Source organism: Halalkalibacter oceani (genome assembly GCF_023715605.1).
GTDB lineage: Bacteria > Bacillota > Bacilli > Bacillales > Bacillaceae_D > Halalkalibacter > Halalkalibacter oceani.
Genome location: NZ_JAMBOL010000004.1, coordinates 107,830 through 120,720 on the forward strand (window position 1 = coordinate 107,830; position 12,891 = coordinate 120,720).

The window sequence follows — 12,891 nt, forward strand, 5'->3', positions numbered from 1 at the left end:
ACTACTGTGCTTATAGCCTTTACTCTCAATAATGTAACATTACTGGTAGAAAAAACAACTATGATCCTTAATATTTATATTGTAGAATAGGGGCACAATGGAGGTGGACTCAATGATGATGCCCCCTACGACACTTTCCCCGCTCCACTCTGAACACGTATACATGATCGTCGATCACAATTGGCAGATTACGGATCTCAGTCCATCGGAAACCAGATTTAGCAGCACTGCCCTCAAAAAAGCGACGATCGGAGACAGCTTCTGGGATACCCTTCCCCCGGCTTTTTCAGAACAATTGCAGAAAAAGCTTTGGACCGTTGCTCAAAGAAAGCAGCCGTTCCACTTTGTTGAAAAGCTGGAGGACGAAAAGAGCTTGCTTCATGTTGAAATGTCCTTCTGTATAAATCATACTATTATTCTGTTAAAAGATAAAACATGTGAGATTGAAATAGAAGAAGCGTTAGACGCCCATATTAAGGAATTGACCGTGCTCACGGAAACGAGTCATGATTTAATTTTGCAGGAAAAACCACAGCAGCTGTTCGATACGTTATTTGCGCACCTTTCCCGTTATTTAGACCTTGATGTTTATTTTAATTACCGATACAGCGAGAGCGGAAAAGAGCTTCATTTAATGAATTATACCGGTATTTCCGCCGATATCGCCGCCCGACTTCATTCCCTTCAGCTTGGAGAAGCGATCTGTGGGAAAGTGGCAGCGGACAAGCAAAAGCGGATAGCCGAACATATCATAACAAACGACGATCCAAGTACAAAACTGATTCGCTCGCTCGGCATAAAAGCCTATGTCTGTCATCCGCTCATTTCGAATAATCGTCTGCTCGGCACTCTTTCGTTCGGCTCAAAGCGGCGCTCGACATTTACCGAAAGTGAGCTGCTGCTGATTGATAAAGTGTGCAGACAGGTTGCAGCAATGATGGAACGGCTTTTTTTCATAATCGAGCTGAAAGAAAAAAACAATGAGCTTGTCAGCAGTAACGAACTGTTGCTTCAAGCGAAGCAGGAAGCTGAGAAAGCGCACAAAGCGAAGACTGATTTTCTCTCGATGATGAGCCATGAACTGCGCACTCCATTGAACTCCATTCTTGGCTTTTCACAAATTTTGTTACTCGACAAAAAACAGGAGCTGACAGAACACCAGGTTACGAGCCTTACAAAGATTGTTCATGCCAGTCGACACTTACTCACTTTAATTAACCAGATTTTAGAGCTTGTCCGGATCGAAGCGGGAAAACCGGCGATGACGCTTGAAAAAATAAGCGCCCATGAAGCCGTCACAAGCTGTATCAAGTTACTAGCACCATTTGCCGAAAGCAAGTATATCCTTATCCATCATTACGCTACGGCAAAACAGGTTCCCGCCATCAAAGCAGATAAAATAAGGTTTAATCAGGTCATTCTTAACCTGCTTTCAAATGCGATTAAATACAATTATGAAGAGGGACAGGTGAGCATCAGCTATTCAGTTCAATCCGATCATCTCACAATTACGATTGCTGATACTGGTTTTGGACTTTCACAGGAAGATCAGGCGCAGATGTTTAAGGCGTTTTACCGTTCTCCGGCGCATGCTTCTCATGTTGAAGGCTCCGGAATCGGACTCACACTCGTTCAACAATTGCTGACTGAGATGGGAGGTTCGATCAGCTTTCAAACGGCTGACGGAATCGGCAGTAAATTTTCGGTCAAAATCCCTCTTTATCGGCCGGAAAAAGAATAAAAAGAGGCTGCTGAAAAAGTGAACATCGTCCTTTTTCAGCAGCTTCTTCCATCTCGCTAGCCGGTAATAAGCCGCTCGAGATTTTTCAGCTCCAACTCAGCGAATTTTGCCCGCATTCGTTCATGATCAATTTGATAAAGGGCATCCTCCAAGGAGCAGTCCACCTCAACTTGACAATGGATTTGGGCCAGTTTGCGGCAAAGGTGAAGCATCTCCTTCTCTTCCTGGATTTTACGTTGCTGAGCCGGCGTTAACGCCTCGACGTTGGCCAGCACACCTTCAATAGATTGATAGGTTTGCAGCAGCTTCAGTGCTGTTTTTTCCCCAATTCCTTTTACTCCGGGATAGTTATCGCTGCTATCACCCATAAATGCTTTTAAATCGACCATCTGATGGGGGTGGATCGCTTTTTCCGCGAAAAAACTTTCTCGATTATAAACCTGATAATGGCCAATCCCTTTTTTTAACAAAATCACCGAAATGTTGTCTGCGATTAATTGCAGAATATCCTGATCGCCGGTTAAAATCATGACTTCCGCCTCTTCCGCGTACTTTTGCGCCAATGTGCCGATGCAATCATCTGCTTCATAATTCGGCAGGCCGACGTTCGGAATCGAAAGCTCTTCAACTACTTCTTTTGCTAAATCAAACTGCGGAATAAGCTCAACCGGCGGCTCGCCCCGGTTCGCTTTATAAGCAGGGTAAATGTCATTGCGGAAGGTTTGACTGCCCATATCCCAGCAGCAAATCACATGGGTCGGTTCAAATCTGTTCGTCGCCGAGAACAAATGCTTGACAAAGCCGTGAATCGCATTCGTCGGTATCCCCTTGCTGTTTACCATATAATAGCCGCTCATCGCCGTGGCATAAAAAGAACGGAACAGTAACGCCATTCCGTCGACGAGCATCACTTTTTTATTCGTCAATTGCTTCCCTCCTTGCTCAAGTACCCTCTATTATACCACAAAAGCCCGGGGAGCGATTTACGCTCCTCTCTCCGGGCTGGCTGGCCGGCAAAGCGATCTAAGGCTTCAACACAACCTTCAGACAATCATCGGTCCGGTTATTAAATTTCTCATAGCCTTCCGCGGCCCGTTCAAGCGGGAGGGAATGGGTAATGATCGAGGAAGGGTTGAGCTGGTTTTTCGTAATCAGGTTGTAAATGTCCGGCATAAAATGACGGGCCGGTGCCTGTCCCATTTTCAGCGTAATGTTTCTTGTGAAAAATGGACCTAAGGGGAACATGTTATACAGTCCGCCATAAACGCCGGTAATTTGGACCGTTCCGCCTTTGCGGACTGCTTTTGTCGATATTTGGATCGGACCGAGTGTTCCCCCTTGCAGCTTCATCTTCTGTTCAATGAATTCCAGCGGTGACTTCTTGCCATCCATTCCGACACAGTCGATGACAACATCCGCGCCGCCTTTCGTCGTTTCCTTTAACACTTCCCCCATGTCTTCATGCTTCGTAAAATCAAAAACCTCGACCTTGTTGACTTTTCTGGCGAACTCAAGCCGGTACGGAATATAATCGACTGCAATTACCCGCTTTGCTCCTTGAAGCCAGGCAAACTGCTGGGCAAACATCCCGACCGGCCCGCAGCCTAATACGATTACCGTGTCTCCTTTTTTCACGCCGGCATTGACGACGCTCCAGTAGGCCGTCGGCAGGACATCGGATAAAAACAACAACTGCTCATCTTCAAGCTCACAATCATCTGGTACACGGAAAGGCGTAAAATTGCCAAACGGCACCCGTAAATATTCAGCCTGCCCGCCTGGATGATTGCCGAATTTTTCGGAATAACCAAAATAACCGCCAGAATCATAATGAGGATTGGCATTATCACATTGGCTCTCCAGCTTATGATCGCAATAGATACAGCGTCCGCACGCAACAGTAAACGGAATGACGACCCGGTCCCCTTTTTTGACACTTGTTACCGCGGGGCCCACCTCTTCAACGATTCCCATTGGCTCATGGCCGATCACATATCCGATCGGCAGCGGGAAGTTTCCCTGGTATAAGTGAAGATCGGAGCCGCATATTGCCGTCGAAGTAATTTTGACAATGACATCTTCCGGGTCTTGAATATCGGGTGTTTTCACTTCTTTTACTTGCACGACATATTTTCCTTGATACGTGACGGCTTTCATATCATCATCCCTTACTCATTTGTTTTTTGTTAGTATCTTGAGAAAGGGATCAGAATATACGTGCCTGTTTTTACTGTAAATTCTCAACTTCAACCTGAAGAACGGTTTTCAACGATTTTAAAGCGTAAAAGACATCGGTCGTGTACGTTTTTTTATCGGTGACAATTAAGCAATTGATGACGATATCATTCACTTCCTCTTTGACTTTGACCCGCCTGATCCCAAAACCGAGATGTTTCATATCTTTCAGCAGCTCAGTCAAGTCCGTCTCTTTTTCAACGTATAATTTCGCGCGGATTTCAATTTCGTGCAGCTTCTTTGGCCCAATCCATTCAAACAGATCAGGAATAATTCGGACACCAAGAAACATAAAAATAAGACCAAGAATTCCCTCGGTATAAAAACCGACACCAAACGTAATCCCGAGACCGGCTGAAGCAAGAACAAGAGCAGCGGTTGTCAAGCCGGAAATCGCATCATTATTTCTTCTTAAGATCACTCCCGCACCAAGAAAACCGATCCCGCTGATCACATAGGACGGAATTCGGCCAGGGTCCATCGGGCGCGAATAGGCTTCCGAAAACAAAAAAGCTGACTCATAAGAGACAATCGTCAGCAGACAGGCCGTCACGGAGACAATTAAACAAGTCTTCAAGCCAAGCGGCTTTCCTTTCAGCTCTCGTTCCAGCCCAATAATAAGACCGCCTAATGCGGCAAGACTGATTTTCAATAATAAATCGTATTTCATCATTTCGGCTATGATGACTTCAACAATATCCTCCATCCCGCAACCTCCTTTCCCGTTCTATACCCGTAAAGGCGCCTTTTCATTCCTTCTCTCTTTCTTAGCATATAGCCGTTCGCCGTCATTTATGATTTTGCTGAAAACAAGTATAAAAAAGTTGTTCAAACGGTACATTAACCATTTGAACAACCTGTACTTTATTATTGAGCCTGTCACGCTTGCTCCAAAATCGGGTAAAGCTCCTCCAAATGCTTGATTTCATAATCAGGAATGACATCATCACTTTTTGGCTTGTCGTGGCGGTTAATCCAGACAGACTTCATCCCGGCCCGTGAAGCACCGAGGATATCGGTCATTAAATTATCGCCGACCATCATTGCTTCGTCCTTTTCGATCCCCATTTTTTCCAGGGCGTGTGTGAAAATGGACGGATCTGGCTTGCCTTTGCCGAATGCACCGGATATGACAATATGATCAAAGTAAGGGACAAGCTCGGGGGTGATCGCAAGCTTCGTCTGCTGAAGGTCAGGAGAACCATTCGTGAGCAACAACAGTCGGTAATCCTTCTTCAGCTTGTCCAATACTTGAAACGACTCTTCGTAGACATAAGGGTGCTTGCGGCGCTCTTGCGGAAACCGTTCAGCCAGTTCATAGCCGAGTGCTTCATCCTCAATGCCAAGCGCTTTTAAGCCATTTGTCCAAGCGTCCTTACGATAGCCGGGTACGACCTCTTTCATCTTTTTGAAGTTTTCATCCTCGTCAAGAAAATTCCCCCATAATCCTTCAAACGGGTTGATTCCGATCATTTGCGTAAAGGAATAGGTTTCGTAGGAAGCATACAGCTTTCTCGCCTCTTCTCTCACCGCTTTCTCAAGTGCCTTCGGATCAATGTCGTACTTCTCGGCCGCCACTTGACATGTCGCGTCAAATGCAGACTGCACGCTTTTTTGATCCCAAAGCAGGGTGTCATCCAAATCAAAGAAAATCGCTTTAATCATTGCCTATTGCCTCCGTCTCTAGCTTTGCTTCTACCTTACTCTTTTATTCTATCATGTTCTTCGCCTCGACAGTAGGCAAATCCGGCATTTCAGCATCCAATCCTTCCATCTTCATCTGCACACCGTTCGGCAAAATCGCTCTGATTGCCGACTGAAGCTCCTGCTGCTGGCAGAGCTCAGGTGAAAGGATCGTAACCACTCCCTGATCGTGATGAGTGCGAATCAAACGGCCGATGCCTTGGCGTAAACGCAATAGCATATAAGGCAGATCAACCTCCGCGTAAGGGTTCCGCGCACGGTGTCGTTTTGCTGTAAATACCGGATCAGCCGGGGGAAAAGGCAAGGACCAAATGATAACATTTGATAATGAAGGTCCCGGAATATCGAGTCCTTCCCATAGGCTGACGGCACAAAGAACCGTCTGAACATCAGCTTGGAAGAGCGAAATCAGCCGGCTGATTTCCTGCTCCCCTTCAAAGAGGAACGGCCACTTTTGCAGACGCGGCTCGCTTTTGACCGCCAGCTTAAACCGTTGCAATTCCTCGTGGTTCGTAAACAGCAGCAAGGCGCTGCCATCTGTCTTTTCAAGCAGGTTGACAGCATACTCAAGCTTTGCTTCCCACACGTCCTCGGTAAACAATCGCGGCGTAAACAGCTTCATTTGCGCAGCATAATCAAATGGCGAGTCGACAGAAAACGATACGTACTCTTCAATCCCGAGACTGCTCGCAATATAGTCAAAAGAACCGTCGACAGAAAGTGTCGCAGAGGAAAAGATGAAAGGAATATTCTTTGAGAAAACCTGTTCCTTCAACACTTCTTCCACCATTTCCGGCATGATCACAAGCGTTACCAGTCCATCCTCACGCTCCACCCAGGAAATCACATTTTCCTGCTGCAAATAGAGCGTCAGCGCATGCTTGATCGTTTCCAGATGCTCCTCGACAATCCGCAGCTGATAGTCATCAATCGTAAACAGCTCACTCTCGAACACCATTTCTTCTTCAAGCTGGCCGATATAGCTGACAAGCCGTTGCAGCTCAGTTAGCACTGCAGCCGTTTTCAGCTCATGGCGCACTGTCCCGGGCACAGGACGGGCGTGCTGCTCGATCAGCTGTGAGACATACAAGCTTTGTGAAAGCAATTCTTCAATTAAAACGGCAAATGGTTCACGCACATCATTTTGCAAGAGCCTTGTTAACAGCTCTTCTAAACTGTTATGCCGATATTTATAGGTGAGCGCGTTTTGCGCGGCAACTTCCAATAAATGGCCTTCATCAAAGACGACCGAACTCGCTTCAGGTAGAAAAGGCAGCTGTCCTTCCCGTTTTCGCGCTTCATACGTCCAAACATGCTCCATATAAAAATCATGGGAGCAAATAATCAGATCAGTCGCCTGACGGTAATCCTCACGCGAAAGCGTCTGACCACAGCGATGACGTTTTTTGCAGACAAAGCAATCTTGAAAAGTGTCCCAATTGATTCTGCTCCACGCTTCATCATCCAGTTCAGGATATTGTTTGCGATCGCCATAAGGCGTAAAGGCCTGCATCGTTTGATTCGTGTGAACAAAGGAAGGAAGCCGATCGTAAACCATATCATAGTGGTCCGGATAGTCCTCTCTTGACCGTTCTGCTTCGAGCTTTTCAAGGCAAAGATACTGCTCCCTCGATTTAGCAAGCCGGACATCAATGGAGAGGCCGAGCAAATTTGACAGCTTATCAATGTCTCCGTCTTTTTTGACAAGCTGTTCAATCAGGGATTCATCCGCACAGGCAATGATTGCCGGCTTTCTCATATAGCGGGCATAACAGATCGCATAAAGCAGATAGACAATCGTTTTGCCGGTGCCGACTCCCGCCTCGGCAAACATCACTTTCTTCTCACGAAAGGCCTTTTCCAGTTGAAACGCCATAAAAATTTGTTCGTCCCGAAGCTCCATTCCGGCTTCAGGCAACAAATCATAAAAGACATCCCCAATCCATTCATTCAATTTCTCAAAAAAAGATTCATGTAATTCATATGCGAAAGGTAATTGTTGACTTGCTTTCAAAGGTAGACCTCCGTCGTTTAATATCGTAGGCATTGACGTTTCATTATCGCAAATAGCAAGAAGAACTGTCAATCTTCAACACGTAAAACAAAGCTGCCTCAAAAGGAAGTATCCTTTATGAGACAGCCTTGAAACAACTATTTAATTTCCGTTGTCCAATTGAACGGATCATCCAGCCTCCCTGTTTGAATGCCTGTCAGTGTATCATACAGCTTCTTTGACAATGGGCCGGTCTGGCGGTCATTGATCACCATTTTCCGCCCGTCCCAATTCAATTCGCCGACTGGCGAAATAACCGCAGCTGTACCCGTTCCAAAGGCTTCCTCCAGCTGTCCAGCTTCGTACGCCTGATAAATCTCTTCCATCGAAATCCGGCGTTCACTGACATTCATCCCCCAGCTCTTAAGCAGTTCAAGGATCGACATTCGGGTAATGCCTTCAAGAATACTGCCGTTCAACGCCGGAGTTACCACTTCTCCGTTTATTTTAAAGAAAACATTCATGCTTCCGACTTCTTCAATGTACTTCTTCTCGACTCCATCAAGCCATAGCACCTGGGATTGCCCCATTTCCGTCGCCCGTTCCTGCGCCTTATAGGCCGCTGAATAATTTCCCGCTGTCTTCGCCGTTCCCGTTCCGCCGCGGACAGCGCGCGTATAGCTGTTTTCGACATAAATCCCTACAGGATGGATGCCTTCAGCGTAATAGGAGCCGACCGGCGAGAGAATGACCATAAAGGTATACGCCTTAGACGGCGCGACACTCAAGTTCGGCTCAGTCGCGAAGATAAATGGTCGAATATAAAGCGATGTCCCCTCAGCTGTTGGAATCCAGTCCTTCTCAAGCTTTAAAAACTCCTTCAAATAGCCAAGCACTTTCTCTTCATCAATAGCCGGGATGCTCAGCCGGTCACTTGAACGGTTTAAGCGCTGCAGATTCTTTTCAGGTCGGAACAATAAAATACGCTCATCTTCCGTACGGTAAGCCTTTAAGCCTTCAAATACGGATTGACCATAGTGAAACACCATTGCCGCAGGATCAAGGGAAATCGGCTCATACGGCACGATACGCGGGTTAATCCAGCCCTCGCCTTCCAAATAATCCATCATGAGCATATGATCGGAAAACTGCTTTCCAAATACTAGATTTCCAGCATCGGGCTTCGCTTTACGCTTCGTTGATTTGATAATTTCCAGCCTGTCTGTCATAGTCCCTCTCCTTTACTACCAATAGAAATTAGCATGTCCTCTTTTATCGTACCACTTTTCGCTAAAAAATGGGAGCGCCAAACAAGTAAACCAGCCTATACGCTCTCGAACCTAGCTCAATAAGATGAACAGACAGGTTTTAAAAAAGCTCTTAGGAGGGAGTTACGATATGTCAGAACATTTCCGACAAATATTTCTTGGGCTTATCATCGCTTTCTTCGCTGGTTTTAGCCTTTTTTTCCTGGTGAGTAAAGATGGGCCAGATCCGGAGCCACCAAATGAGGAAACTCCGGTACCTGATTCTCCACTTTGGGGGGTTGATTCCGTCAATATTGCCAATGAGGATTTCATGAACTGTATCACCGGCAGTTTTGGAGATCCTGCGGTTTTTGGCCGTTATATGGTGGACAAAGAAGGTGTGTCCCATGGCTTAACGAGCGAAGAGATTGAATATTTGCACGCCAACGACATCGCGATTTTGCCGATCTACAATCATTTTGAAGATGCGACAACCTATGAGGCCGGCGTCGCTGAAGCAGAGCAGGCGATCGCCTTTGCAAATGATTATCAAATTCCGGAAGGCGTGGCGCTGTTTGCCGATATCGAGCCGATCTATCCGGTCGACCACCAGTTTATTCTTGGATGGCATGACACGATCTCCGCTTCTCCCTATCAATCTGGAATTTATGGTGTTTTCTCAGCTGACAGTGAGCTGACCGCAGCATTCCAGCAGGCTGTCGCGGAAAACGAAGAAATCCTGGCGGAAACCGTCATCTGGAGCAACCAGCCTCAGGTCGGGATTACAACAGAAGCCACGGCTCCTGAAGAATTTGCCATGGAAGGTCCTGAAGGCGGGCTCTTGTACGCTTGGCAATACGGACTTGATGCCGAAGTTTGTAACATCGACACCAACTTATTTCAACCGGAGATCCTTGATTATCTTTGGAGATAATAGAATGTAGAAAGATGCAGGGGGCTGAGGCAAAAGGTTGTTTTTTTAATCTTTTGCCCAGCCCTTCTGACCATTTGGCCGTTTCGGCTATCTGGCGGTTACTGTACGGGACCGTTGTGCCTTTTGTTTGCTCAGTTCTTCTTTAAAGGCGATCCATTGCGCTTCTGGCAGCTGTCTCGCTTTTGTCTCCAATACCTCGCACAATAAAGTCTTATTTTTGTAAAACTCCGGTTTGCCCGCATTGTAATAATGTTTGACGGCCTCTTCTTCCTTTAAAAACGCTTTTCCGAGCTGCAGGAGAACGGTAACCGGCAAATCAGCGACTGACACGCTCTCGCTGTATCGTTGTCCGCCGCTTTGCTGCAATGCTTTTTTCAACGCTTTTTGGCGAATTCTTTTTTTCTTTGATTTTACTGTCAGACTGGCAATCACCGCTGCTTTCCTGTCCGCGTCAATCCGATTCATATCCCAACACTCCTCTTTCTATGTATTTATCATTGCAAGAAACGGCACGGCTTGTCCGTTTCTTGTTCTATCATCCTCCCTATTCTATCAAATAAAATCGTTATTTTTAGCAATACGGGTGATCTTCCTATAATTGCATAAATTCCGACATCGTTTCCATCCGGCAGTCGACAGTCTTCTTCCTTGCACCAAAAAAACAGAGCTTGAGACAAAACTAGCTTTGGACCTACTGGAAATGGCTTCACACGCCACAAGCCGTTCGTTATTCTTTATCCTTTTTCCGATCAATCGTTCCGTCCTTTCCGGTATTCTCGACCTGCTCCTTCGTTTGGTCAAGCCCTTTCTGACCTTGCTGTTCCGGCTGTTTTTTCTGTTTTTCCTCATGTTGCTTTGTCATGTTCTTTCCCTCCTTTATACAGAGGTATCATACCCGTCTCGGCAAAAGAGCTAACCTCTTTTTTCATCAGACACCATTTCCGCGCTTTCCACATAGACTATCGTACAAATGTCCAGCTGGCATCCTAAAGGAGTGATAACAATGGCAGAGCTCACAGCCTCTCATTGGATCTATTTGATCGGAACCTGTTTGATCATTTTGACAATGCTCTTTAGACAGAATGTTGTTGTGCCGGCGATTGTGATGACTTTCTTAGTTGGTTGGATTTATACCGGATCATTCGCCAGCGGACTGCAGACGATTTTTCAATCGAGCTTAACAGCGGCTGGTGAATTGTTTAATATTTTTTTAATTATAACGATTATGACCGCTTTGCTTCATTCGCTGAAATCGCTCGGCTCTGACCGCCAGATGATTACCCCGTTTCAGCGCGTCATGAAAAATGGTCATCTTTCATTCTGGATATTGGCTTTCGTCACTTATTCCCTGTCGTTATTTTTCTGGCCGACCCCGGCCGTTCCCCTGATTGCCGCCTTATTAATCCCCGTGGCGATCAGAGCCGGACTTCCGCCGATCGGCGCAGCAATTGCCATGTCGTTGGCCGGTCAGGGAATGGCGCTGTCATCCGACTACATGATTCAGATTGCTCCTATGCTGAGCGCAACCGCCGCAGGAATTTCCGTTGAATCGGTTGCCGATAGAGCACTTGTTTTATCATTCATTACCGGGGGCGTCGCTCTGCTTTTAGCCTATTTTTTCTTGCGGAAGCATATTCAGCTTCCAGATAACAGTCATCGGCAAACGAGTGAAACGGCGCAGGAGGCGACTGCCGCGAAGCGATTGGCATTTGCGATTTTAGTACCGGTGACCTTCCTGCTGATTATCGCCTATATGATTATCTCAAAGTTTTCAACGGCGCTTCCCGCGATGGAAGGCGGGGCGGGGGCTGCGTTAATCGGCGGCTCGGCTCTTCTATTGCTGATTGCCGCCACCGCAAGCATGAAGCTGAAGACCGCCTTGCAAAAAAGCAGCGACTATCTTGTCGACGGCTTCGTCTTTGCATTTAAAGCAATGGGCCCGGTCATTCCGATTGCCGGCTTCTTCTTTCTCGGCAGCGGCGAATTTTCAGCGCGGATCTTCCCTATCGCCGAAGGAGGCGAAGCGCCTTCTTTTCTGTTCGACCTAGTTCAGGCCGGACAGCAGGCCATCCCGGAAAGCAGTTTCCTCGCCGGGTTCGGTATTTTGCTCATTGGGATGATTACCGGGCTTGATGGTTCAGGCTTCTCGGGCCTGCCGCTTGTGGGAGCGTTATCCGGGGCATTAAGTGAGAGTGTCGGCGTCGATGCAGCCACATTAGCTGCGATCGGCCAAATGGGATCAATCTGGGTCGGCGGCGGTACATTAATTGCCTGGTCATCGCTCGTCGCCGTTGCCGGCTTTGCCAAGGTACCGGTCATGGAATTAGTGCGCAAAAGCTTTCTTCCCGTTATTCTTGGTCTCCTCATTTCGACCTTTCTTGCGCTGATCATCTTTTAAAAGCATACCCGCCATGATCTGTTAAAGAGCTTGAGACAAAACTAGCTTTGGACCTACTGGCGGCAATGACTTCACACGCCACAAGCCCGTTGTGAGAACCCACTCACAACGAGGCCACTGAAAAACCTCTTTTTCCGTAACTCGAAGAAGAGTAATGGCTCCGCGCGTTGCGCGCCTTACTACGAAAAACCCACTCGTAGCAAGGCTTTCAAAATCAGGCAACGGCTACGCTCATTACGAAAAAGCTGCTGAAAAAGTACGATTTTCACTTTTTCAGCAGCTTCCTCACAACGGGCTTTAAAGGATCGTGGCGATTCCGCTCATTGCTTAGAGAGACTGGGAAAAAGGTAAAAAAAACAACCTTTTGTCCCAGCCTTGTAGCGTTAATTTGTTTTGTCTTCAGTGCTTTTAAAGTTTGACCGGCTCTTATTGCTCTTCCTTACTTGAAAGAATCGCTTTCACCCGTCCAACCTGACCATCTTCAAGTCTGACTTTGATCCCATGCGGATGTGTGGCGGAGTTCGTTAATATATCCTTGACGGTACCTCTCGTCGTTTTACCTGTGCGCTGATCCTTTTTTAAGACGATGTCGACTTCAATTCCAGCTTTAATATCGCTTCTCCTTGTACCTGATTGCAC

12 protein-coding genes are annotated in these 12,891 nt (G+C 46.8%); 3 read left to right on the plus strand and 9 right to left on the minus strand.

Annotation, left to right across the window (positions count from 1 at the left end; all coding sequences use genetic code 11):
* Nucleotides 1–112 precede the first annotated feature (112 nt).
* On the plus strand, nt 113–1,741 hold the full coding sequence (locus tag M3202_RS07535) for a GAF domain-containing sensor histidine kinase (RefSeq protein ID WP_251222735.1): 1,629 nt from the start codon (nt 113–115) through the stop codon (nt 1,739–1,741).
* Between the two features lie 56 nt (nt 1,742–1,797).
* On the opposite strand, the gene M3202_RS07540 is transcribed toward M3202_RS07535, so the two are convergent.
* The 6 genes from M3202_RS07540 to M3202_RS07565 form a co-directional block, all read right to left on the minus strand.
* Nucleotides 1,798–2,649, minus strand: coding sequence for a 5'-3' exonuclease (locus M3202_RS07540; protein WP_251222805.1), 852 nt, complete (start codon nt 2,647–2,649; stop codon nt 1,798–1,800).
* Nucleotides 2,650–2,764: 115 nt separating this feature from the next.
* A complete protein-coding gene (locus tag M3202_RS07545) occupies nt 2,765–3,898 on the minus strand; it encodes a zinc-dependent alcohol dehydrogenase (RefSeq protein WP_251222736.1) in 1,134 nt (377 codons plus the stop codon).
* 70 nt (nt 3,899–3,968) lie between these two features.
* Nucleotides 3,969–4,682 carry an MgtC/SapB family protein gene (locus M3202_RS07550; protein WP_251222737.1) on the minus strand — a complete coding sequence of 238 codons (714 nt, stop codon included), beginning with the start codon at nt 4,680–4,682 and terminating at the stop codon, nt 3,969–3,971.
* A 173-nt stretch (nt 4,683–4,855) separates the two neighbouring features.
* Entirely contained in the window at nt 4,856–5,641 is a 786-nt protein-coding gene (locus M3202_RS07555; RefSeq protein WP_251222738.1) for an HAD family hydrolase, read from the minus strand.
* A 43-nt stretch (nt 5,642–5,684) separates the two neighbouring features.
* The gene (locus tag M3202_RS07560; RefSeq protein WP_432805967.1) at nt 5,685–7,727 is read right to left on the minus strand and encodes an ATP-dependent DNA helicase; all 2,043 of its coding nucleotides are present in this window, start codon (nt 7,725–7,727) and stop codon (nt 5,685–5,687) included.
* A 104-nt stretch (nt 7,728–7,831) separates the two neighbouring features.
* A complete protein-coding gene (locus M3202_RS07565) occupies nt 7,832–8,902 on the minus strand; it encodes a branched-chain amino acid aminotransferase (RefSeq protein WP_251222740.1) in 1,071 nt (356 codons plus the stop codon).
* A 169-nt stretch (nt 8,903–9,071) separates the two neighbouring features.
* Here M3202_RS07565 and M3202_RS07570 point away from each other — a divergent pair, with 169 nt between their 5' ends.
* Nucleotides 9,072–9,854: a glycoside hydrolase domain-containing protein gene (locus M3202_RS07570; RefSeq protein WP_251222741.1), complete on the plus strand. Its 783-nt coding sequence runs from the start codon at nt 9,072–9,074 to the stop codon at nt 9,852–9,854.
* 87 nt (nt 9,855–9,941) lie between these two features.
* Here the strand turns inward: M3202_RS07570 and M3202_RS07575 are convergent, their stop codons facing one another.
* Together M3202_RS07575 and M3202_RS22315 are read right to left on the minus strand one after the other, a co-directional pair.
* On the minus strand, nt 9,942–10,319 hold the full coding sequence (locus tag M3202_RS07575) for a hypothetical protein (protein ID WP_251222742.1): 378 nt from the start codon (nt 10,317–10,319) through the stop codon (nt 9,942–9,944).
* A 262-nt stretch (nt 10,320–10,581) separates the two neighbouring features.
* A complete protein-coding gene (locus M3202_RS22315; RefSeq protein WP_285890298.1) occupies nt 10,582–10,716 on the minus strand; it encodes a hypothetical protein in 135 nt (44 codons plus the stop codon).
* Between the two features lie 141 nt (nt 10,717–10,857).
* Here M3202_RS22315 and M3202_RS07580 point away from each other — a divergent pair, with 141 nt between their 5' ends.
* Nucleotides 10,858–12,252, plus strand: coding sequence for a hypothetical protein (locus M3202_RS07580; protein ID WP_251222743.1), 1,395 nt, complete (start codon nt 10,858–10,860; stop codon nt 12,250–12,252).
* A 426-nt stretch (nt 12,253–12,678) separates the two neighbouring features.
* Here M3202_RS07580 and M3202_RS07585 read toward each other — a convergent pair whose 3' ends face one another.
* The gene (locus M3202_RS07585; protein WP_251222744.1) at nt 12,679–12,891 is read right to left on the minus strand and encodes a YwbE family protein; all 213 of its coding nucleotides are present in this window, start codon (nt 12,889–12,891) and stop codon (nt 12,679–12,681) included.

Coding starts and splice junctions, on each gene's coding strand:
- M3202_RS07535 (WP_251222735.1), top strand. CDS start 113: ATGATGATGCCCCCTACGACACTTTCCCCGCTCCACTCTGAACACGTA.
- M3202_RS07540 (WP_251222805.1), bottom strand. CDS start 2,649: ATGCTCGTCGACGGAATGGCGTTACTGTTCCGTTCTTTTTATGCCACG.
- M3202_RS07545 (WP_251222736.1), bottom strand. CDS start 3,898: ATGAAAGCCGTCACGTATCAAGGAAAATATGTCGTGCAAGTAAAAGAA.
- M3202_RS07550 (WP_251222737.1), bottom strand. CDS start 4,682: ATGGAGGATATTGTTGAAGTCATCATAGCCGAAATGATGAAATACGAT.
- M3202_RS07555 (WP_251222738.1), bottom strand. CDS start 5,641: ATGATTAAAGCGATTTTCTTTGATTTGGATGACACCCTGCTTTGGGAT.
- M3202_RS07560 (WP_432805967.1), bottom strand. CDS start 7,727: ATGCCTACGATATTAAACGACGGAGGTCTACCTTTGAAAGCAAGTCAA.
- M3202_RS07565 (WP_251222740.1), bottom strand. CDS start 8,902: ATGACAGACAGGCTGGAAATTATCAAATCAACGAAGCGTAAAGCGAAG.
- M3202_RS07570 (WP_251222741.1), top strand. CDS start 9,072: ATGTCAGAACATTTCCGACAAATATTTCTTGGGCTTATCATCGCTTTC.
- M3202_RS07575 (WP_251222742.1), bottom strand. CDS start 10,319: ATGAATCGGATTGACGCGGACAGGAAAGCAGCGGTGATTGCCAGTCTG.
- M3202_RS22315 (WP_285890298.1), bottom strand. CDS start 10,716: ATGACAAAGCAACATGAGGAAAAACAGAAAAAACAGCCGGAACAGCAA.
- M3202_RS07580 (WP_251222743.1), top strand. CDS start 10,858: ATGGCAGAGCTCACAGCCTCTCATTGGATCTATTTGATCGGAACCTGT.